The following is a 22,284-nucleotide window of genomic DNA, read 5'->3' as shown; positions in this document are numbered from 1 at the left end:
GTCTCGGTCGGTAGGTCACAGATTGGGGGGGGGCGGATGAATGCTGCGCTGTTCACAGACTTGGGATGGCTCCCCAAGTGCGCCGACTTCAAGGCGGGGTGCCGCGGGATCATCGATGGCGATAGCCCCGCCGGCCTGGAACTGCGTCGTCTGGCCAGCCATGCCCTGAGTTCCAGTCAGCTCCAGCGCCTGACGGGGTTGCTCGACGACCTGGAGATGCGCGATCGGTCGACGGCTGCGTTGGCACCACTGAAGATCGCCCTGGTCGGTACCGGCACGCTGTCGCTGGTTTCTCCGGTGCTGCGCGGCACGGGGCTGCGTTACGGATTGTCGATCCAGTGCATCACCGCCGGATACGGCCAGCTAGAGCAGGAGGCGCTGAATCCCCGCTCCTTGATCAACAGCGCGGGGGTCGACATCGTGCTCGTCGCCCTCGACTATCGTGGTCTGCCACTCGGCCAGGCGGCGGTGGACGCCGCGGATGCCGCAGCGAGGGTGGATGCGTCGGTCGCCACGTTACGCACCGTGTGCCGCGGCATTCGCGCCAACAGCGGCGTGCGCATCATGCTCCAGACCCTGGCGCCGCCGACCGAAACCCTGTTCGGCAGCTTGGACGCCAGCTGGGCAGGATCTATCCAGGCGATGGTCGCCGCCTTCAACCGTGCGGTCGCCGCGGAATGCGAGGACGCGTCCACGTTCCTGCTCGATACCGCGCACCTCGCCAACACCGTCGGGCTGGCGAGCTGGCACGATCCGGCCCAATGGAACATGGCGAAGTTCCCGTTCTCTGCGGAGCTGTTGCCGCTCTACGCCGACCATGTCTGCCGTGTGCTCTGCGCCATGCAGGGCAAGGCACGTCGGGCGCTGGTTCTCGATCTTGATAACACTCTGTGGGGCGGCATCATCGGCGATGACGGTTTGCACGGCATCACGATCGGCGAGGGCGACGCCACGGGCGAAGCATTCATGCATGTTCAGCGCCTCGCGCTGGCTCTCCGCTCGCGCGGCGTGGTGCTGGCGGTGTGCTCGAAGAACATGGACGAGATTGCCCGGTTGCCGTTCAGCGATCATCCCGACATGGTGCTGCGCGCGGACCACATCGCATCGTTCAAGGCCAACTGGCAGGACAAGGCGTCCAACATCCGCTCTATCGCGGCTGAGCTATCGCTCGGCCTCGATTCGTTCGTCTTCCTCGACGACAATCCCGCTGAGCGCGAGCTGGTACGCCACTACCTGCCCGAGGTGGCGGTGCCGGAGCTTCCCGAGGATCCGGCCTATTACGCGCGAACTCTGGCTGCCGCCGGATATTTCGAAGCAGTGTCCTTCTCGCAGGAGGATCGTGCTCGCGCCGACTATTATCAGGCCAACACTGCCCGCGCCGTTCTAATGGACGAGGCAGGCGACATTGACGATTTCCTGTCCGGCTTGCAGATGCAGGCCAGCCTACAACCATTCGACGCGATCGGGCGATCGCGGATCCACCAGCTGATCCTCAAATCCAACCAGTTCAATCTCACGACCCGGCGATATTCCGAGATGGAGATCGCCGAGCTGGAAGGCGATCCATCGGTCTTCACCTTGCAGGTTCGCCTGAAGGATCGGCTGGGCGACAACGGCATGATCTCGGTCGTGGTCTGCCGGACCACGGCACCGCAGACCTGGACCATCGACACGTGGCTGATGAGCTGCCGGGTCCTGCGCCGCGGCGTCGAGCTTCTGGTACTCCGCGAGATCTTACAGCACGCACGGGCACGGGGCATCCACATTCTCCTCGGCATTTATCGTCCGACGACACGCAACGGACTGGTCCGAAACCACTACGCGGACCTGGGCTTCACCTTCGAGCGCGACGGCGAGAGCGGCGAGACAGTCTGGTCGCTCCGCACCGATGTAGATGTCGAGGCGTCCTGGTTCGAGGTTATCCGTCCACGCGCGGCCACCAGCCTCGCGGCTTGACCGGCACCGTCGATCAGGCACGTCGTCATGACCGTTCCCTCCTTCCTGTTCCTGGCGTTCGCCGCCGTGGCCGCCGCCTTGCACGGATTATCCGGTTCGAAACGTTGGCGAATGGCGGTGATGCTGCTCGCAAACCTCGGCTTCCTGCTCTCCTTCTCCCACCGCCCGCTGGCGCTGGCCCCGTATCTCGGCTTCCTGGCGATAGGGTATGCGCTGGTGCGCCTAGTCGGGGCGAACGCGAGCGCGCGGATCCAGGCCGGCGCGGTCACTACGATCGTCGCCGCCTTCCTGTGGTTGAAGCATTATAGCTTCGTTCCAGACGCAGTGCTGCTGCCGTTCAGCTACGCCACCGTCGGCTTGTCATACGTCTTCTTCCGCGTCCTTCACCTCGCCATCGCCGCCCGCGAGGAGCCCGAGGCTGCCGGCGTCGGGCCGGTCGAGTATGTCAACTATACGCTGAACTTCACGGCGCTCGTCTCGGGTCCGATCCAAGGATTCGAGGACTATAAGCGGATGACGGACGAGGAGCCGGCGCCGCTCGGCCTCGACGAGGTCGGGCTTGCCCTCGAGCGCATCGTCACGGGCATGTTCCAGTTCACGGTTATGGCGGCACTGGTGTCGCTCGTGCAACGCGACGTGGCGGCGCTGCTGGTCGGGAACCTGCCGCTGATGGAGCGCGCGTTCCTGACGGCCCTGCTCACGGCGGCCTACCCCGTCTTCCTGTTCTTCAACTTCGCGGGTTACACCAGCTTCGTCATCGGCGTCGCCCGCTTCTTCCAACTGGAGTTGCCGGAGAACTTCAACCAACCCTTCCGGGCGACGAGCTTCATCGATTACTGGAGCCGCTGGCACATGAGCCTGTCGAACTGGCTCAAGGCGCACGTCTACAACCCTCTGCTGCTCAACTCCGCGCGGCGACTCCACGATCCAGGTCTTGTGCCGATCCTCAACGTGGCGGCTCTATTCGTCACTTTCTTTCTGATAGGCTTGTGGCATGGACCGACCTGGCATTTCGTCGTGTTCGGGGTGTTCAACGGCGCCGGCGTCGCCGTGAATCAATTCTACCGCCTCGCTATGCAGAAGCGGCTCGGCACGGGAGGCTTTCTGAAACTCGGCACGCACCCGATCTACGTCTTCGTTAGTCGCGGCGCGACATTCGCGTGGGTGGCGTTCACGCTGCTGTGGTTCTGGTCCGATGGACCGGAGCTCAGCGGCTTTGCGCAGCGCCTCGGCCCGCTTGGGCTCGCCGCGGCCGGCAACATGCTGGTCATCGGCGCCTGCCTGATCATCGCGCTGCTGCTCGCGGCTCAACATCTGGCCGGGGCGGTCGGCTTCGGCGGCCGACCGCTTGTCACCTCGCCCTATCTGCGCACGATGTGGGTGACCTTGATGCTGCTTGCGGTCATCGCGTCCAATGTCGCCACGGCCGGCGATGCGGGCGAAGTCGTCTACAAGAGTTTCTGATATGCCGGGATCCCTGAAGGGAGCGGGAGTCGATCGCAGGCTCGTCCTCATGCCGCTCGTCGCGCTGGCGACGGCCACTGCCGTCCTAGTCCCGACGGAGCTCATGCTGCGCATGCGCTACGCCGATCAGCCGGTCGATCGCTGCCTGGATGAAGCCTCGTCGCCGCCGCACGGGAAGGCGGGCTGCACCAGCTACGTGAAGGCCGCCGAGGGTCCGTGGGTCGAGAACCGGTACAACGAATGCGGCTACCGCTCGGCGGCGAGCTGTGGCCTGCTGCCCGCTTGGTCCCGTCGCGTGGCGGTGATCGGAAGCTCGATGGGCGCCGGCACGTTCGTGCCCGAACCCGAGGCGATCCCCGCGCGCCTTGCCGCCGATCTCGGAGCTGCGTGCGGGCAACCGGTACAGAGCCAGACCCTCGCGATCCCCGACTTCCCGATCGGGAAGATTGCGGCGAGCGCCGAGGAAGCGATGACGCTCGATCCGACGGCGATCGTCGTCACCATCACCAGTTACGATCTCGCCAACACGCCAGGTACGGGCTCCGCGCAGGCGAAGCCGCTGATCAAGTCGATCACCGACAAGGTACAAGCCACGTTGAAGGGCTTCTCAACCGTTTACATGGCGAAGGAAGTGTTCCTGTCGAACGAGAAGGCGTACCTCGGGTTTATCGCCGCGCAGGACCGATCCGATGATCAACTTGCGAGCGAGACGAAAAAGGGAGTTGCCATCCTCGCGGCGCAGATCGATCGCATGCTGGAAGCGGATCGCGATCGCCATATTCCAATCGTCCTGACGTTCATGCCGGACCGCGAGGAGATCGGACGCGTCCGCCTGCATCCAGGTCACCAAGATCCCGCTCCCGCCGCCCTGCGACGGATCGCGGCGGAACGGGGTATCCCCTATGTCGACGGATTGAGCTCGCTTCCCGAGAATGTACCAACCGCCGCGCTCTACTACGTCGCCAACGGCCACATGAACGGCATCGGCGACGGTTACATCGCGCGGGGTTTGGCGACAGGTCTCATCCGGTCGGTTCCGACATTCGAGGGCTGCAATTTAGACCGCGCGACGCAACTGGGCATGACCGGGCATTTGGACGAGAATGACCAAACAGCGCCTGCGCGAAGGCCGATAGTCGCTCGGTATCCATATCAATCCCAAGGTTCTGATCGAGGCGTGGCAGCACCACTCCGACATCATTAGACCGCACGGCCCCGGCCACCGGCCGCCAGCCCCAGGAGCGGCGACAGCGCTATGGATGACCTCCGGTTCCGCTCCGCTCCGCCTCTCGGCAAGAGCGGCAGAGACAATGCACTAACAAGCACGCCGGGCGACCCGCCGGGCCTTCTGGCGCCCGCCTTGCCGCAACAGCGATTGCTCGGCCACGCGCCTCAAGTTGAAGCATCTACGGCGGCAATACACCCGTCCCACATCACCGCGATGCCGCATATTCATGCCTTCCAGCCCGGTTCGGTCTGAAATCAGGGCCACCCGCTTCACGACCGCGAGGGTGCTGCGCGTGCGAGCGCCTGTGTCTCCGCCCTGTCCATAGCCTGAACGATGTCGAGCGCGCGTTGCACCGCATCGGCGAGGCGGCGATCTGCCCGCGTAACGGACGCCTCGCTCGCCGCTTGCAGCTCTGCGAGCGCGGAGACGACGGGATCGCGTGCCGTTTGGAGCCTGGAGAGCTGCTGTTGTGCCTCGCCCCACGCATCGCTACCGACCGCGGCCTCGTGCCCGCGCTTTAGCGACGGTTCGGCGTTCGCGAGGAGACGCCGGAATTCCGCGTACCCGGCTTGCGCCCGCGCTACCACCGCCAAGTAGCGATCATCCGCATGGTCGATGAAAGTGGCGGCCGGCACTGCCCTCGGCGAAGGCTCCGCCAGCGACACTTTCTCGATCGCGCGGGGGCCGAGCGAGGGATAATCCGTCCGGATGACGCATCCCCCCAGCAGCGCAGTCGAGGAAGCCAGGACGATCGTGATGGCGCGCAACATCATGGCCGAGCCTTAAATCGGCCGCGGAAGGCCCGCAACGCACTTGCACGTCGGGCCCAACCGAATTAGACGCCGTCCATCACGCGCCCGTAGCTCAGCTGGATAGAGCATCAGACTACGAATCTGAGGGTCGGACGTTCGAATCGTTCCGGGCGCACCATTTTCTCCAATGATCTTAGACTGTTACCGTTTGACATTCGGCGGCGGCTGGCTGAAATCGGCCCAAATTCAAATTAAGACGGGGTTTAAGACGGGGTTGGGCCATCCGGCAACCCCGGAGCGCGACGCCGTACGCCAGGGTCCGCCAGGGCACTACGCCTCTTGAGCCGGTGAGTCGGGCGCGCAGAGATAGGTCAGCGTGCGACGCTTCCGGCGCGATCGCCGGACGCTCCGTCTTCCCATAAGACGGAACCGCGCCGCCGAGCGCGGCCTTTGCGTCGTCCACCGCAGCAGGTGCGTTGACGCCGCTACGCCTTGGCAGCTCGTATCGTCTCTGTCTCGCCCAAGCTGCTCGACGTCTACGCCGACGACGGTATGACGCTCGACCAGCTGATGGCGTTCACCGTCAACGGCGACCACGAGCGCCAGGAGCAGGTGTTCGAGCGGCTGTGCCAGTCCTACGACAAGCAGCCTTACGCCATCCGGCGCATGCTTACCGAAGGCGCGGTGCGCGCATCGGACAAGCGGGCGCAGTTCATCGGCATCGCGGCCTATGAGGAGGCCGGCGGAACGGTCCTCAACGACCTGTTCCAGGGCGACGACGGCGGCTGGCTTCAGGACGTCGGCCTGCTTGAGATGATGGTTGCCGAGAGACTCAACGAGCAGGCGGTCACCATCGGGGCGGAAGGCTGGAAGTGGGTCGAGGTCGCGCCGGACTTCGCCTACGGCCACAACTACGGCCTGCGCCAGCTTCGCGGTGAGACCGTGCCGCTCACCGCCGAAGAGGACGCGACCCTCGCAGCGCTCCAGCAGGAGGTCGACGACATCGAGACGGCGTCGGCCGAGGCCGAGGAGCTCACCGATGAGCAGGATCATCGAATGGGAGAACTGGAGACCGCGATCGAGGCGCTGAACGCGCGGCCGATCGTGTTCGACACCGACGAGATCGCGCGCGCCGGCGCCTTCGTCAGCATTGCCGCTGATGGCTCGCCGCGTGTGGAGCGCGGCTACGTCCGTCCGGAGGACGAGCTTCCGGTCGAGCCCGAGCCGGAGGTGGCGATCGGGACCGACGAGGTTCCTGCCGGCTCCGTCACCGCCAATGTCGAAGGGGACGAAGCCACCGACGCGACGGACGGCCCGACGGAGCCGGACGAGGACGAAGGACTACGGCCGATCCCCGACCGGCTGCTGACCGAGCTGACCGCCCACCGCACATTGGCGCTCCGCCATGCGCTCGGCGAGCGGCCCAACGTCGCCTTCCTCGCCGCGCTGCGACGAAAGCGAAATCGAGCGTGAGCGCCCGGACGGCCGCGATGTTCTCTGCAGACGAGCCCTCCACCACCTCGAGCTCCAGCCCCGGATGATCGCGGACGAACGATGCCAACAGATGCCGCGAGAACCCGCAGGCGATCGAGGCGACGATCCCGAGGCGCAGGCGGCCTTCAGCCCCGGTGCTGTTCTGTAGCGCCGTCCGCTTCAGCGCCCCGACGTCCGATAGGATCGAGCGTGAGCGCGCCGTTAAGCACCTTTGTACCAAGCCGCAGAGGTTTGGCGGCGGCTCCACCCTAATTCACCTCGGGTGGTCAGGTTGACCGTATAGCGTCACTTGACACCGCACGGCAGCGTGCTTAGCTGATCCGGTGCGGATTCGGAACGTCATCCATAAGGGGTTGCGGCGGTTCATTGCGGACGACGACGCCAGCGGATTGCAGCCCGCCGTGGTGGAGAAGGTCCGTCGCATGGTGTCCTTCCTTCAGGATATGGAGCGCGAGGACGAGCTGCGGACGGTTCCGAGCTGGAAGGCTCACCAGCTCACCGGCGATCGCAAGGGCGTCTGGAGCCTGTTTGTGACGAAGAACTGGCGGATGACGTTTCGGATCGATCAGGACGAGATCATCGACCTGGACTATGAAGATTACCACTAGGAGGTGGCCATGAACGCGAGCGCAGGCATCCGCATGAAGCGGCCCGCCCACCCCGGCGGGTTCGTCAAGCACGAGATCATCGACCCGCTCGGCCTTTCGGTGACCCGCGCGGCCGAGGTGCTCGGCGTGACGCGCGCGACCCTGTCCACGCTGCTCAACGAGCGTGCCCACCTATCGCCCGACATGGCGGTGCGGATCGAGAAGGCGTTCGGCGTGTCGATGGACACGCTGATGCGGATGCAGAACAGCTACGATATCGCCCAGGCCCGCGAGCGGGCGGGCCAGATCAACGTGTCCCCCTTCAACCCTGCCGCTGAGCACACGCGCGCAACCGCGATTTGATGCACACTGATACGCCCGCCCTTAGGGGGACTGGTGGCGGGCGGACCCGCCGCCTTTAAGGTGATTGTGGTGAAACCGGCCTGACCGCTTTCGGGCGGCCATTGGTGTAACCGGACCTTCGTTCATGTGCGCAGCGGGGAGGCTGTGGAATGGTGCGTTGGGAGCAACGTTCACAGCACCGCTGTGTGCATCTGCGCTGCCGTTGTGAGCAGATCGTCCGCGGTGCGGGCCACGGTGAACATCGGCTCCGTGTCCGACCGCGCGATCGTGGCGAAATGGCGCTTGCCGCATTCGATCTTCGCCGCCTCTGCGCCCCGTAGGTCGTCAATGAGCAGCGTGCCCTTGGTTTCCGCGACGAAGTAGATCCGCTCGCCTGCCTCGGTTGTGACAAGCACCGCCCAGTCGGGGTTGTAGGTGCCGAGCGGGGTGGCCACCTTGAACCATGACGGCAGCTTGGCGAACACCTTGACCGCTTCGTTTGCGTCCAGCGCTTCGGCGAAGGGCCGCTCGATAGTGGTCGAGTCGAACACGACCGCGTCATGTACCGCCTTCTTCGTTTCGACCATGCGGCCGAGATAGCCCTTCAGCTCCTCCGCCTCGAAAAGCTCCTGCGCGTAAAACACGTCGTCGCCAATCTTCTGGTAACGGACGCCATCGACCAGCGCCGCGATCTTGGCGCGCTCGATCAGGTCTGCAGCCTGGTCGATGAACGCCGCCGGGTTGAGCTTCAGGTCGTCGAGTCGGCCGCTGTCGATCAGGATGCGCGCGAGCGAGGCGCGGCGCAGTTGTGTGCGGTTCTGCAACTCACCCAGCACGTCGGGCACCACGATGCTCTCCGGCGCGATGCTGACGAAGCCGGAGGTCGTCTCGTCGCCGGTGTCGACGCCGCCGCGACCGATTGCGAGCCCCGCCTTGCGCCAGCGCAACTGAGCCCGGGCCACCGCCGGTGCTTTGGCGATCCGCTCCGCCGCGTCGGCGATCAGCGCAGCGGGGTCGAAGTCCACGCGGTAGGTGGTACGATGCTTGATCCTGTCCCACAGCGCACGGAAGTCGTCGCTGAGGTAGACCGCCTTGTTGAGCTTCACCGCGCGGCGCTCGTCGGCGTTGCGGATGTCGAGGCGACCCGCCAGCTTGGTCAGCAGCGCGCGCGCTTGCGGTGCCACCGCGTCAAATTGTGCGGGCAGCGCCAGCGTGCCCTCCTTCAGCGCCGCGCGCAGGCTGTCTTGGATCTTGCCGGCCGCGTCGATCAGCCCTTCGGCCTGGAGATGCTCGAACAGCGTGCGTGACTCTTCCACCCCCAATGGCTGTGTGCCCTCGGGCGTGTCATAGACCAGCGCGGCGAAGCTGTCGGCGGTGACGGTACCGAAGCTGATGCCGAGGTCCTCCTCGATCTGCTTCTGCAAGCCGTCCGCGAACGCCTCAAAGCTCTCGTCGGCGATCACGGTCAGGACATTCAGCCCTTCGTCGCGCCGCCGATCGCCATGTGCATCGACACACAGGCGCAGGCCGCGGCCGATCGTCTGGCGGCGTTCGCGGTTGGTGCCCATCTCGCGCAAGGTGCAGATCTGGAAGACATTGGGGTTGTCCCACCCTTCGCGCAGCGCCGAGTGCGAGAAGATGAAGCGCAGCGGCTCCGCCTCGTCGAGCAGCCGTTCCTTGTCGCGCATGATGAGGTGGAAAGCGCGCTCGCCCGCCTCACGGGCCGTCGCGTTGCGGAAGTCGCCGGCGGCGTTCAGCTCCGCCTCTACCGGCTTGCCCTTCTTGTCGATCGAGAAATAGCCATTGTGTGCCGTCTCCGGCTCCGGCGGCCGGGTGTTGAACAGGCTGTCGCGGAAGTCGGGATGAGCGGCGAGGCGGCGATATTCTTCCTCGAACATCCGCCCGTACTTGCCGAGCGTCTGTGCGCCGTCCTCGCCATAGACGCGGTAATTCTCGACCCGGTCGATGAAGAACAGGCTCAGCACCTTGATTGCGAGGCCCTGCTCCTTGAACGCCCGCTCGCGCACGAAATGCTCGCGAATGGTGCGCTCGATCATCCGGCGGACGACGCCGTCGCGGTCCACGTCGCCATGCGCCTCGCCGGGGCAGAGGTAGACCACGTCGCCGGGCACGTTGATCTGGACGAGTTCGCCACCCTTGCCGCCTTCGATCGTGCCCACCGACACGTCGCGGTAGACGTCGCGGCCAGTGCGCTCCGCCAGGTCGTCCCCGTCGCGCACCGTCACCTCACGTCGCAGCACAGCGCCGGCACCCTGGGTGTCGAGCTCAACGGTGGCCACCGGCGGCTTGTTCTTCGCTGTCCTGACTGAGACCAGCCGCACATAGGCGGTGTTGTTCGCGCCACGGATCTCCGCGCCGGCCACGTCGATGCGCTTGACCAGCTTGCGGTCATAAGCGTCGATCGCGTCGAGGCGGTAGACCATGTGGTTGGCGTGGATGTGGGTCGCCGAATAACCGACGGTGCAGAGCGGTCGCATCTCGCGCAACGCCCGCGCGCCCGCGCTGTTGGGGTCGCGGCCCTGCACCGACTGGGGCTCGTCGACGATCAGGACGGGGCGCGTTGCGCGAACTAGATCGACCGGCTTTTCGCCGCCCGTCTTCTCGTGCGGCGCGTAGAAGACGTTGGTGTCTAGCTTGTTGAACGCGCCGATGGTGCCGATCATGATCTTGATCGTGGACGCGGTCGCGAAGTCGCGGACCTGGCCCAGCTTGGCGCTGTCATAGACGAAGGCATCCATCGGCGCCCCGGCGTAGAGCGCGCGGAAGTGATCGGCCGTCATCTCGATCGTCTTTGCCACGCCCTCTCGAATGGCGACGGACGGCACCACGATGACGAACTTGGTGAAGCCGAACCGCTTGTGCAGCTCGAACACGGTGCGGAGATAGACATAGGTCTTGCCCGTCCCCGTCTCCATCTCGACCGTGAAGTCTCCGCTGTTCAACGTCTCGGCGGGCGCCAGCCCGTTGCGGAGCTGCACGGCCTGCAGGTTGGCGAAGATCTCATCATCAAGCAGCGTCAGGCGGTTGCCAATGCCGAGGGCCGACTCGTCGAGCCCTAGCGCGCCCTGCGCCGCGTCGGCGGCGACGCGGCTGACGGTGAACTCCGTGCGGTTGATATCCTGCCCCTTGAACAAGTCGCACACAGCCTCGATCGCCTGGAGCTGATAATCGAGGTCAGGCTCGAACCGGAGCTTCACAGGCTGCGGACCTTGAGCAGCTGCTTTTCGAGCCGCTGTTCCAGGATGGCGGCGACGTTCGCCTTGGCGACGTCGTCCTCGAAGCCTGTATCCTTGAAGAAGACGTCGCTGGGCGAGGTGGGCTGGAGCCGCTCAATCCAATCAGCGATGCCGTTTGCCACCGCCTCCGCACCAACGGCGGTGACGGGGGCCAAGCACACCACCAGCACGCCGCCGCCCATCGCGTGGATGGGCAGGCCGGCGATTGTCTCGGTCAGCATCGGCTCGGTCAGGTCGAGGCCGCGCTTCAGCAGCAGCTCGGTGAGCAGGTCCTCCTCGCTGCGGCCTTGTACGATGTTGTCGGCGGCGGCGAGCAGGTCGGCGGCGAGGTCGTCGCTCGGCTCCCAGGCGCGTAGGCTGGAGGTTGCGAGCTTGTACACGCGAAAGCCCAGGTCGGCCTGTGTGTCGGGGTGATCGGCCTTAACCTTGCTGGCGGCACGGCGGAGGCGTTCTTTCGTCAACTCAGCAATGGTCTGGGGCTTCCCGAGCTGATCGCAGAATGTGGCAGCGGACTTCTGCTCCTTGTCCTCCGCATCCAACGGTTCAGGCAGCTGGACCAAGATGAAGCGCCGTCCTCCACCATCATCGGCGTTCTTCTGGAAAAGCGCGTCCCCCGTCGTGCCGGAACCCGCAAAGAAGTCGAGGACCAAGGAACCGGGAGGGGCAGCTACGTCTACAATCCTATTGATGAGATCGGGCGACTTAGGGAAACTGAAGACCGACTCGCCGAAAAGCTCTTGAATACGCTTTTTGCCAATGTCGTTGTTAATTGCCTTGTCTAGCCACAAGCCTTTCGGCAGCGTGGTGGCTCCCTCACCGTCCTCATCGAAAAGGTAATCCTTGCGATAGATCCGATAGCCGCCATCGGACACCACTCGACCAAGCACAATGCCGCGATCGCGAGCCAGCTTGTCCCGTCCCCAAGTCCAGCAGCTGTCGCCGCCTTCAGAGTTCTTAGGAAACACCTCTATCGAGTGATCCGCATCCCGAGTGACCGAAACGCTGCCGGTCGTCGGGTCGACGTAGATTGGGTAAAACAGGTTCGGTCTCGTTGTCCGGTTGAAGGCGGGATTCCGATTCCTCAGTTCGAGCTCGCGATACAGGCCACGGGCGTCCTGCTTGCGATACTCCGCTGTCATCCTCTCATCTTTTGCGATGCGGAGCGTGGGATTGTTGTCCGGATCACGAGCGTAAAGGCAGATATACTCATGTGTCCGCGCGATAAATCGGTCAAGGTGACGGCCACGCGGGTTGAGCTGGACGGCTACCACGCCGATTAGGCACTCCTCGCCGTATACTTCATCGCAGATAGTCAAGACGTTGGACAGCTCGTTCTCATCTATGCTTATTGCGATGATCCCGTCCGGGGCCAGAAGAGTCCGCGCTGCGGTCAAACGCGGACACATCATATTTAGCCAGTCGGTGTGAAAACGTCCGCTGCTCTGAGGATTTGACGTGTTCAGAGCGCCGCCTTCACCAACTTGTCCAGATCGGCGCAAGTAATTGCCGATGGTGTCTGCATAATCATCCGGGTATATAAAGTCATTGCCGGTGTTATAAGGTGGATCGATGTAAATTAGCTTCACCTCCCCCGCATAACTCTTCTGGAGCAGCTTCAGCACTTCCAGATTGTCGCCCTCGATCATCAGGTTGCGTGTCGTGTCCCATTCCACGCTGTCCTCGGGCGCAGGCCGGAGCGTGCCGGTGGAGGGGGTGAGCGCCAGCCGGCGGGCGCGGCGCTTGCCGGGCCAGCTGAGGCCATAGCGTTCGTCGCCGTCGTCCACTTCGTCGCCCAGCAGCTGGCGGAGCGTGTCGAAGTCGATCCGCCCGTCCGCCACCGCCGCCGGAAACAGCGCCTTCAGCGCCGCGATGTTGGCGGCGACAGGATCGGCGCTCTTTGCGTCGGGATCGTTCAGGTTTAGGCGTTCGATCGTCATGCGCGCACTCCACGCCTTCTCAGGCGAGCAAATCGGTAATGCGCCGAAGCTCGGCTTCGGCACGGGTTATAGCGTGGGAGAGCTCGATCCGCGCCGCCAGCCGCTTCTCGGCCGCCGCAGCTTTGCGCAGCCGTGCGACGTCCCGCGCCTGCCCGTCGTGCGCCGCCAGTGCCACCCGCCGGCCCGCCGCCTCGTCGGCGTTGGTAGGGAGGCGGAACGCGCCCGTGACGCGAGCCGCCGCGTAGGCCTCCGCGCGGTCGATCACCCCCTCGTAGAGCGACCATAGGTCGGCCGCGGGCAGATGTGCAACGGTCAGACTGGCGAGGAACGCCTCCGCCGCCGCGTCCAGCAGCGCGGTCACGGGCGGGGCTGTCACCAGCCGCTCGGCGATGAAGCGGTCAGCCTGCCGCTCGTGCCGGCGCTTGGGCGCGAGACTGAGCGCGGCCTGGCTCTCGTCGCCGACGATTAGGATGAGCGGGTAGGGGATGGCCGCGTGCGCGATCTTCGCCAGCCGTGCGGTGTTGGCGCCGTCGCGCGCCTCCAGCGTCAGCACCGCAATTTCGCTATAGTCGCGCGCGTCGTCGGCGAGGGCGGGCACACCGATCGTCGCGGGCTTCAGGCTCGCGCGCCAGCGCAGCCGTTCGATCCCGCCCTCCACCAGCTTGCGGTCGCCCGCGCCGGTTGCGCCGTGGTCGGCCAGCAGCGCCTTGGGCACGCGCCGCTCCATTCGAGCAGAGGCCGGCAGCGCCAGCGCCTCGAACAGGGTGTCGATCATTCGTCGGCGGGCAGCACCGCCACCCAGGCGACCACCTCCCAGTCGTCGATCCCTGCGAAATCGCCGCCGCCCACCGTTCCACCGGGCGAGAACAGGCTGGCGACCGCGCGCTCCTCCGCCTTGCCGGTCACGACGCCGACTGCGCCGGCGAGCATGTCGCGCCAGTGCTCCATCGACAGGCCATCGCGCGTCTCCGAATCAAATCGCTGCCAGGCGGCTTCATCGACCGCGCGCCCACGATCACCCAGCCACTTCAGCCGGTCGAGCACGCGCTTGGCCTGGCCGGGGGGCAGGAGGGTCCCGCCGTCCTCGCCGATGTGGAGCAGGACGTGGGGGCGCAGCGGATCGGCAACGGCAATGGCGGCCAACGCCGCCGGCGTCTCCGCTCGCAGGCAGAAAATCGCGCCGGCCGGAATGTCCGGCGTGGCAGTCACTACCGCATGGGCGGTCAGCGGCATGCGGCCGAGCTCCGCGCGCTCGTCCGCATTCAGTCCGGCAAGGTCGACGCGAAGATCGTTGAGCGTCAGGTCCGCAATCGACACGCCGGAAGAGAGGTCCTCCAGGTCGATCACCGTCGTCTGCAGCGTCTCCAGCTGGCGCCGACGATAGTCGAGGTCGTTCATTGTGTCGCCGGATTGCGCCTCGATGATGTTCTCCTCGCCCGTCGCCGACACGTCCAGCAGCACCATGCGCCCGGACACGCGCCGCTCCAGGTTGATGTACGAGTCTAGGTCCATGTTGGGCCAGAAGTTGACCAGCTGGATCTCGGCGTTGCGCGACCCCAGCCGGTCGATGCGGCCGAAGCGCTGGACGATGCGCACCGGATTCCAGTGGATGTCGTAGTTGATGAGGCAGTCGCAGTCCTGCAGGTTCTGACCCTCGCTGATGACGTCGGTGGCGATCAAGAGGTCGATCTCGGGTTCGTTCACGTCGTCTGGGCGGCTCTTCGACCGCGGCGAGAAGGCAGTGAGGATCGAGCCCAAGTCCGTGCGCAGGCCCTTGGAGGTCGTCTTGTTCGCGCCTGCGCCGGTTACCAACGCCGCGCCGCCTGCGATCGCGGGGGCGAGTTCGCGGTAGAGATAAGCGGCTGTGTCGGCGAAGGCGGTGAAGACGATGACCTTGCGGTTGCCAGGGTTGAAGGGCGCTGCCTGCTTATCGGCGATGAAGCGGCGGAGCGCGGCGAGCTTGGCATCGCGTTCGGGCGTGATCGTCTTCGCCGCGGCGAGCAGCGCCTCCAGCAGCAGGTGATCGGCAACGAGGTCCTGTCGCCAGCGAACCCGGTCCGCGTCCGCCAGCAGCACGCGCACGCTGCGGCCGACGCCCAGGGTTTCGAACAGCGGATCATCGACGTCCAAGTCCGTGATCGATAGCTCCTCGATGGCCTCCTCATGCGCATCGATGCGGGCGATCAGCGCGTCCACCGCCTGCAGCTGCCGCTCCAGCGTCAGCGCGAAGGCATGGACGGAACTTTCCATCCGCTTGAGCAGGTTGACGCGGAGCAGGTGGACCAGGCTCTCCTCGCGGTCGAGCTGCCGGAACACTGACTGGCCGCCGCGTACCTGCTGGTTGTAGGCGCGGTCATAGGCGTCCTGCCGGGAAGGCAGGACATAGCGCAGCGGGGCATAAACGGCGAGCGTGAGCCGGCGGATGTCAGCGTTGATGTCGCCGATCGGCGGGAAGGCACCGGCCGTATCCACGTCTGCCTTGATGTTGACCGGCGCCCGGCGATCCGGGAACCGACCGGTTTCCGCGGTGCCATAGTAGCGCTCGATGTGCTTGCGGCTGCGTGCGATGGTGAGCAGGTCGAGCAGGCGGAAATAGTCGAAACCCAGCATGTCCAGCAGCCGGTCGGACGTGCGCTTCTCCTCGGGCATGGCCAACCAGCGGTTGAACGCGCTCTGGGCGAAGCGGATCGTGCCCTCAATCGAGGGGATGTTCTGCCCGGCGAGAGCGGCGTCGTTGGCCTCGGTCGCGAAGGCGATCTGGTTCTTGAGGTCGGCTAGGCGGTTGTTCACCGGCGTCGCCGACAGCATCAGCACCTTAGTGCGCACACCGGCCTTGATCACCTGCCGCATCAACCTATCGTAGCGCGTCTCGCGGCCCCGGTGTGTGCTCTTGTTCCGAAAGTTGTGGGACTCGTCGATGACGACCAGGTCGTAATTGCCCCAGTTGATATGGGCGAGGTCGATATCACCGGACTGGCCGCTGTCGCGAGACAGGTCGGTGTGGTTCAGCACGTCATAGTGGAGCCGGTCGGCCGCCAGCTCGTTGCGGCGGTCATTCTGCTTCCAGATTGTCCAGTTCTCGCGCAGGCGCTTGGGGCAGAGAACCAGCACCCGGCCGTTGCGCAGCTCGTGATACTTGATGACGGCCAGCGCCTCGAACGTCTTGCCTAAGAGCCCGTTTCGAATCTCATGCGTAACGAGCCAAGCGTCGGATGAGGAGCATGACCGCGGCGGCGTAGAGGAAGGCCGTGGCGGATCGGATGGTGTGCTCGAAGTCCTTGGCGAGGCGGCGGTTGCGGTTGAGCCAGGCGAAGGTCCGCTCGACGACCCAGCGGCGCGGGTGAACGACGAAGCCGGTCTGGTCGGCGAATTTGCGGACGATCTCGATGCCGATCGAGGTGGCCATCTTGACCCTGGGGCTGTTGTAAGCGCTGTCGGCATAGGCGAGCTTCACGAAGGGGTGTCGTCGGCGGGAGCGCTTGAGCAGCGGCACGGCGCCATCGCGGTCCTGAACGTCGGCCGGGTGCACAAGGAGTTCGAGCGGCCGCCCGTCGGTGTCGACCATGGCGTGGCGCTTGCGGCCCATCACCTTCTTGCCGGCGTCGTAGCCGCGCGGACCGCCTGCTTCGGTCGTCTTCACGCTCTGGCTGTCGATCACCGCTGCCGAAGGGGCCGGCTCTCGGCCGATCCGCACCCGGTCGAGTTGCACCAGATGGTGGTTGAGCCCCTCGAACGCGGCGGTGTCGCGCAGCTCGGCGAACCAGCGGTACACCGTGCGCCACGGCGGAAAGCTGTCGGGCAGCAAGCGCCAAGGGCATCCCGCCCTCAGCACGTAGAAGATCGCGTTCAGCACCTCGCGCCAGCCCCAGCGCCGCTTCCGGCCTCGGCGGCGCGATTTCGGCAGAAACGGCGCGACGATCTCCCACTCCGCGTCCGTCAGGTCACTTCCATAGCGCAGCCCCGCGCGGCTATGCTGCGCACGGGCGGTCGGGTTCCACATGAGCTCTTCCAAGGATGGTATCGCAACCCCTCGGAATCACGCTGAAGCTCGATCGTCCACCGTTACGTAGCCGTTCTGACACAGCCTCTAAGCCGACGCTGTCGGCGAGGATACAGCCGCCGAACCGCTGGAGCTTGTCGATGGCGCCGATCGCGCCGTCACGCTGGAAGCGGTAAAGCTTGGACCAGATGACGGTGTCTCGGATGCCCGTCGCCGACTTGACGATCGATTCCTCGTCCGAGCCCTCACCCAAGTCGGCGAAGATGGCGTCCAGCGTACGTAAGTAGACTTCGGCGGCAGCGCGTCGGGACGCCAGCGGGGCAAACACGTCCCGGATGGCGCTGTGCGCACTGTGTGCGGGGGCAAGCGCTTGCCATTGATCGTCGAACCACTCGGCGAACATTGCAACCTCGTCGTCGTCTTCCGCGAGCTGCACAATGCCGAGTCGATCGGCGGGGGTGAGGCCGAGACCTTCGGTCGTGAGCGCGCACGCGCCAACCATGGCCGCCGTTCCCCTCGCGTCTGCGTCCACGATCAGCGTGGACTGGGGCAGGCGGCCTGGCGCCACCCGCGTCTCGACGCGATCCAGCCAGCTTATCGCGCGACTAGCGGCTCCGCGCAGCGAAAGCCGGTTGCGCTCGGCGCGATCCGCGATGCTGCCGACAACCGCTTCCGCTAGTGTGTGCGGGGGAGGGACGAGCAATTTCGCCGCAGGCATACGGCGCGCGCCGTCCAGGAGAGCGTGCACGCCAAACGCCGATATCGCGGAGGTTGCGACCCGCATCGCCGACGGTACGCCAGCTTCACGGAGATGATCGATGACGCGGTCGTTCCCGCGATTTCGCAGCAGCTTCAAAATGGTATCCGGGGGTGAGAAGACCTATCAAGCTGGTTCTCCCCAATCCTGTCGAGTTCGGCAACAGCTACCGCAACGCGTCCATCCTGGTGAGAGTGGCCATATCCGAGCCAGCGTCCATACCAGGGCAGCGCTTGGTTGACGATCGCCTCGTCGCCGTCGGTCAAATCCAGTCCTCCGCGCACCGCTGTCCGCGGACCGATGCCCGGCGGGAGACGCAGGCGTACTCTGGGACCGCAGCCGCCACACCAAGGCTCGTTGCGGCAAAAGGCGAAAGTCAGGGGATGCTTAAAGCTAACAGCTTCGCATCGCTACGAAGCCGTTGCGCTGGCGCGGTCTCAATTTAAGATGGGGGAGCGCAAGCGAGCCTTCACCGAAGGCAACCGCCCAAGATGTGCGTCTCCGCGACAGCGGCTTAAACTGGTGGATTACGGACCGACCGCTTTGGAGCAGTAAACCGGCGTAGGCGGCCCTTCGTTCAGACTCAGCTGGTCGGCATCCTTCCATCGCCGACTGCTGGGGTCGCCGCCTCCGGCGATGCGCTTTTTATCTAAGACTTTTAAGCGCGTTCCGATTTTTGTCCTGCATTTCGCTGTCGGCGAACCGGGATGGCTGCTGCGGCAGGTGGACTATTGAAGGCAGACGGGTAACGATAGCCTGTGAGGTCGAAACCGTTTATCCCCGCGTCGCGCGCCGGTGCAGCATATCCCGCAAACGCGGGGTGTGCTAAAAGATGCGTGCCGCTATGTGCGCCCGGCAAGCCCGCGACCGGCGGATCGCCGCTGCCGCCCCCGCGTCGTTGGATGCGTGTCTGGATCGAAGCTGGCCGAACCTGTGTCTAGCGCTGCCAGCCGTACCCCGTCGCCGTCGCTGTCGCCCTCTGTGCTGCAGGCTTCCCTAGAATTGCTGTGCGGTAGCCACAGTGGTTTCGATGATCACATCAAACGGCTTGCCTATAGCTGGGAGCCCAAGAGCCACCTGCTTGACGGGGAATTCCTCTATCCGCTCTTCGGGGCCGGCGGTCCCAACATCGACGCGCTGGTAGAGCACATCTACCAGTCACTGGTGCCGTTCTGCCTGCCGCGCGGCGAGATCCAGAAGATCAAGACAGCGGCGATGGCGGCCGGTGACATGAACGCTATCATTGCACTTGGCGACCGTGCCCGCGCGATGTTCGTCCAGACGCGAAGCGCGGCGCTGACGGGGGGTGAGGCCGGCGAGTTGCTGCTGTTCCTGATCCTCGAAGCGCTTGTGAAGGCGCCACTGCTCGTCTCGAAGATGAGTCTCAAGACGAACAGCAACATGAATATTCATGGCCGTGACGGTATACATGTCCGGTTCTGTCCTGCCCTCAAAGGGCTGGTTCTGCATCTTGGGGAGTCCAAGCTGCACAAAGGCCTGGCGGCAGCGGTCGATGACGCGATCACTTCCATCACCGAATATCTGGGCGACCGCGCCCTGCGGGTGCGCGAGATCGAAATCCTCAATGCCAATATGGATCTGACCGGGCTTTCTGCGGAGACCGAGCAACAGCTTCGCGCAATCCTCAATCCCTACACGTCACCGCCGCCGGTCTATCATACATCGCACACGTGCTTCATCGGCTTCGAATATGGAGCCTATGCGAAGGTCGCCGGGCTCGCAAGCGATGCGGTCGAAGTCGAATTCCAGAAGCTCTATACGAAGCGTGCCGCGGAAATCGCCGCGCTGATCCAGGAGAAGGCTGGAACATCGCTTCCGCCACCTGCGAACCTGCGCTTCTTTGTCATGCCGTTTCCTAATCTCGAGCATTTTCGCACGACATTCGCGCAAAAACTGGGGGTGAAAGTTGATTGAGACCCTGGTCACAGAAATCCGGGCGACCGGGCAGTTCGTACGCGACTACCAAGGCCTGGTGGAACAGCGCATGACGCAGACGCTGCGCCGGGCCGGCGCCTATCCCGAACCGGAGGGCCATGCGATCGACCGGCTGATCCAGAGCGCCGGCATTTTCAGCCTAAGCAGCGATCCAGCCGCGCGCCGCGAAGCGTTCACGATCGCAACCGCTGCGTTCGAGCTGTACGGCGAGGCATTGGGAGGCCTGGCCGACGCGCTGCGGCTGGTCATGAGCCGGCTGGGCAATTTCCCGAGCCTCGACTTTCGCGGAAGCCTCGGTGACCATGTCTCGCGATTGCCGATGCCAGTGCTGTTCGAAGCCACGGGCCGACGGCTTCAGAACACTGTCGAGACAGGCGGCGGCGACTTGTCGCTGACCGACTATCAACGGCTTTTGTGGAGTGATTTGACCGCGAACCGCTCGATCATTTCCTCCGCGCCGACGTCTGCCGGCAAGTCGTTCATGTTCCAGACTCATGTCGCGGAGCTGCTCGGCGAAAATAAAATCCGGCATGCGGCGTTCATTGTGCCGACCCGAGCGCTGATCACGCAGGTCGCGGCTAGCTTTTCGAGACTCTTGAGCAAATTCGCGGACATCGAGACGCGCGTCCTGACAGTCCCGCTCGCGCAATCCGGCGAGCCTGTGCCCAGCGTCTATGTAATGACCCAGGAACGGCTGCAGGTTTTGCTGCTGGAGCCGGGGTTCTGCGTTGACGTGGCCGTGGTCGACGAAGCGCATCTGATCGGCGACGGCGACCGCGGTATCATTCTGCAATCCGTCGTCGAGGAGTTGGTTGCTCGCAAGCCCGACACCCAATTGCTCTTCACCCTGCCTCGGGTCAGAAACCCCGTCGAGCTCGCCCGCATTTTCCAGATCGCGAACCCACAGGTCCGCAAGACCGACGACAGTCCGGTCGGTCAGAACATCATCCTGCTCGATGTGGGAGAATCGACTCCCGATCAGGTCCGAGCGCGTCTTTGGGACACGGCCCCGCTGCCATGGGATCTGCTGATCGACATCGACATGCCGCTTGTCCAGCAGGACCAGAAGCTGGTCTATTTGGCGTGGTTTTTCGGGCGCGGTGCGCAGAGTATTATCTACGGCGATTCGCAGGCACGCTGCGAGAAGCTCGCGCTCCTGCTGTGCGATGTCATCGGGGACACGGCGGACGGGCAGCATGCGGCGCAGCGCGCGGAGCTGGCGAAATTCATCCAGGATCATGTTCACAAGGACTTCGTCCTCGCCAGAACTGTCCTGAACGGCGTGGGCTTTCATTATGGTCATATCCCGACCCTGGTGCGGCGCGCGATCGAGGAGGCGTTCGAAGCGCGAATCCTGGACTTCATCGTGTGCACGAGCACCCTGCTCCAGGGCGTTAACCTGCCGGCTCGCAACATTTTCATGCACAAGCCGGAAAAGGGCGACGACCACCCGCTCGAGGCAGTGGATTTCTGGAACCTGGCTGGCCGCGCGGGCCGACTCGGCAAGGAATTCGAGGGCAATGTGTTCCTCGTGGAATATGCGGAGTGGAAGCATCATCCGCTCGAGCAGGCACAGGAAGGCGAGGTCCAGTCGTCCATGGAGCAGCAGGTGGTCGGGAATGGCAACGCGCTGCTCGCCTATATTGCCAATGCGAACGTGGAATCCGGTCGCGACACCGCCCTGGAGAATACCTTCTCACGTCTCTTTCGCGACTTTCGTCTCGAAAAACTGGACAATACGCTGGATCGCCTTGCCGTCCCCGCCGCGCATCAGGACGCGTTGCGCACGGCGATCGCCAAAGCCGCGGCGACCATCAGCGTGCCCACCGCCACGCTTACGGCCAATCCTTATATCTCGCCGCACCGCCAGGATCGGCTTTATAAGAAGCTTGTGCGGGACCTTCCGAAGAAAGGCGTCGATTATTACATGCCGCCACACCCGGCGGGCGACTGGGCCAAAACGCAAAGCCGGCTGATCAATGTTTACCGGCGCCTGCAGGTCGAGCTCGATGGACAGCCCAAAGGCGAAATGTACAAGCGCTGGGCGACATTGTCGCTGCAGTGGATGCGGGGCCAGGGGCTTCCAGAGCTAATCCAGTTCGCCATCGACCGCGACGAAAGCCGGGTCGCCGCCGGCCAGGCCGACGGCAAGAAGGTGCGCCGGCGCGATCCTTCCACAATCATCCGCGAAATCCTGAAGGACGTGGAGCGCGATTTACGCTTCAAGTTTGTAAAACAGATGGGCTGCTACAACTCGGTGCTGAAGCAGGTCCTGCTCGAAACCGGGAACATCCGCGCTGCGGAACACATACCGGCCATTCCGCTCTTTCTCGAAGTAGGTGCGTCGTCGGGCACGATGCTCAGTTTCATCGACCTTGGGCTGTCGCGGATTTCGGCGCGCCTGCTCCAGAGTCGCGCGGCAAACTTCGACATGGACCGGGACACCGCCCTGGCCTGGCTCATACGGCAGGATTTCACCAGCGCCTCCATGCCGGACGTCGTTGTTCGTGACCTCGAGCCGCTGCTGCGCAGAGCCTAACCGGCACCAGACGGG

The 22,284-nt window shown here is 64.6% G+C and carries 15 protein-coding genes, 1 tRNA gene and 1 pseudogene; 9 read left to right on the top strand and 8 right to left on the bottom strand.

The window, feature by feature from the left end:
* The first annotated feature begins 36 nt into the window (after positions 1–36).
* The 3 genes from ACOFKX_RS16120 to ACOFKX_RS16110 all read left to right on the top strand — a co-directional run bounded on the left by ACOFKX_RS16120 (position 37) and on the right by ACOFKX_RS16110 (position 4,624).
* On the top strand, positions 37–1,956 hold the full coding sequence (locus tag ACOFKX_RS16120; protein WP_419828072.1) for an HAD-IIIC family phosphatase: 1,920 nt from the start codon (positions 37–39) through the stop codon (positions 1,954–1,956).
* A 27-nt stretch (positions 1,957–1,983) separates the two neighbouring features.
* Complete coding sequence (locus ACOFKX_RS16115) at positions 1,984–3,420, top strand: MBOAT family O-acyltransferase (protein WP_419828071.1); 1,437 nt, start codon at positions 1,984–1,986, stop codon at positions 3,418–3,420.
* Between the two features lie 196 nt (positions 3,421–3,616).
* Positions 3,617–4,624 carry a hypothetical protein gene (locus ACOFKX_RS16110; protein WP_419828070.1) on the top strand — a complete coding sequence of 336 codons (1,008 nt, stop codon included), beginning with the start codon at positions 3,617–3,619 and terminating at the stop codon, positions 4,622–4,624.
* Between the two features lie 293 nt (positions 4,625–4,917).
* Here ACOFKX_RS16110 and ACOFKX_RS16105 read toward each other — a convergent pair whose 3' ends face one another.
* Positions 4,918–5,418: a hypothetical protein gene (locus tag ACOFKX_RS16105; protein ID WP_419828069.1), complete on the bottom strand. Its 501-nt coding sequence runs from the start codon at positions 5,416–5,418 to the stop codon at positions 4,918–4,920.
* Positions 5,419–5,501: 83 nt separating this feature from the next.
* On the opposite strand from ACOFKX_RS16105, the gene ACOFKX_RS16100 reads away from it, so the two are divergent.
* A tRNA-Arg gene (locus ACOFKX_RS16100) sits at positions 5,502–5,578 on the top strand.
* 314 nt (positions 5,579–5,892) lie between these two features.
* Positions 5,893–6,873 (top strand): hypothetical protein, encoded by a 981-nt coding sequence (locus tag ACOFKX_RS16095; RefSeq protein WP_419828068.1) that lies wholly within the window; start codon positions 5,893–5,895, stop codon positions 6,871–6,873.
* Positions 6,874–6,883: 10 nt separating this feature from the next.
* On the opposite strand, the pseudogene ACOFKX_RS16090 reads toward ACOFKX_RS16095, so the two are convergent.
* Positions 6,884–7,141, bottom strand: a pseudogene (locus ACOFKX_RS16090) (LysR substrate-binding domain-containing protein); the annotation flags it as partial.
* Positions 7,142–7,217: 76 nt separating this feature from the next.
* On the opposite strand from ACOFKX_RS16090, the gene ACOFKX_RS16085 reads away from it, so the two are divergent.
* Both ACOFKX_RS16085 and ACOFKX_RS16080 read left to right on the top strand, forming a co-directional pair.
* A complete protein-coding gene (locus tag ACOFKX_RS16085; RefSeq protein ID WP_419828067.1) occupies positions 7,218–7,502 on the top strand; it encodes a type II toxin-antitoxin system RelE/ParE family toxin in 285 nt (94 codons plus the stop codon).
* Positions 7,503–7,511: 9 nt separating this feature from the next.
* Positions 7,512–7,844: a HigA family addiction module antitoxin gene (locus ACOFKX_RS16080; protein ID WP_419828293.1), complete on the top strand. Its 333-nt coding sequence runs from the start codon at positions 7,512–7,514 to the stop codon at positions 7,842–7,844.
* A gap of 170 nt (positions 7,845–8,014) precedes the next feature.
* On the opposite strand, the gene ACOFKX_RS16075 is transcribed toward ACOFKX_RS16080, so the two are convergent.
* From ACOFKX_RS16075 to ACOFKX_RS16050, 6 genes are all read right to left on the bottom strand, one after another.
* Positions 8,015–11,041: a type III restriction-modification system endonuclease gene (locus ACOFKX_RS16075; RefSeq protein ID WP_419828066.1), complete on the bottom strand. Its 3,027-nt coding sequence runs from the start codon at positions 11,039–11,041 to the stop codon at positions 8,015–8,017.
* A complete protein-coding gene (locus tag ACOFKX_RS16070) occupies positions 11,038–13,017 on the bottom strand; it encodes a site-specific DNA-methyltransferase (RefSeq protein ID WP_419828065.1) in 1,980 nt (659 codons plus the stop codon). Before ACOFKX_RS16070 ends, ACOFKX_RS16075 begins: the two co-directional genes overlap by 4 nt.
* Positions 13,018–13,036: 19 nt before the next feature.
* Complete coding sequence (locus tag ACOFKX_RS16065) at positions 13,037–13,792, bottom strand: DUF4391 domain-containing protein (RefSeq protein WP_419828064.1); 756 nt, start codon at positions 13,790–13,792, stop codon at positions 13,037–13,039.
* Entirely contained in the window at positions 13,789–16,128 is a 2,340-nt protein-coding gene (locus ACOFKX_RS16060; protein WP_419828063.1) for a DEAD/DEAH box helicase, read from the bottom strand. The genes ACOFKX_RS16065 and ACOFKX_RS16060 overlap by 4 nt, the downstream gene beginning before the upstream one ends.
* A gap of 76 nt (positions 16,129–16,204) precedes the next feature.
* Positions 16,205–17,017, bottom strand: coding sequence for an IS5 family transposase (locus ACOFKX_RS16055; protein WP_419826910.1), 813 nt, complete (start codon positions 17,015–17,017; stop codon positions 16,205–16,207).
* Positions 16,986–17,873, bottom strand: coding sequence for a hypothetical protein (locus ACOFKX_RS16050; protein ID WP_419828062.1), 888 nt, complete (start codon positions 17,871–17,873; stop codon positions 16,986–16,988). Before ACOFKX_RS16050 ends, ACOFKX_RS16055 begins: the two co-directional genes overlap by 32 nt.
* 882 nt (positions 17,874–18,755) lie before the next feature.
* Between ACOFKX_RS16050 and ACOFKX_RS16045 the strand changes: the two genes are divergently transcribed.
* Together ACOFKX_RS16045 and ACOFKX_RS16040 are read left to right on the top strand one after the other, a co-directional pair.
* Complete coding sequence (locus tag ACOFKX_RS16045) at positions 18,756–19,709, top strand: DUF1837 domain-containing protein (protein WP_419828061.1); 954 nt, start codon at positions 18,756–18,758, stop codon at positions 19,707–19,709.
* On the top strand, positions 19,702–22,269 hold the full coding sequence (locus ACOFKX_RS16040; RefSeq protein ID WP_419828060.1) for a DEAD/DEAH box helicase: 2,568 nt from the start codon (positions 19,702–19,704) through the stop codon (positions 22,267–22,269). Before ACOFKX_RS16045 ends, ACOFKX_RS16040 begins: the two co-directional genes overlap by 8 nt.
* Positions 22,270–22,284: the final 15 nt, after the last annotated feature.

The sequence above is a fragment of the Sphingomonas sp. genome (genome assembly GCF_965200105.1).
GTDB lineage: Bacteria > Pseudomonadota > Alphaproteobacteria > Sphingomonadales > Sphingomonadaceae > Solisphingomonas.
This window is presented reverse-complemented; position numbering and strand designations above follow the sequence as displayed.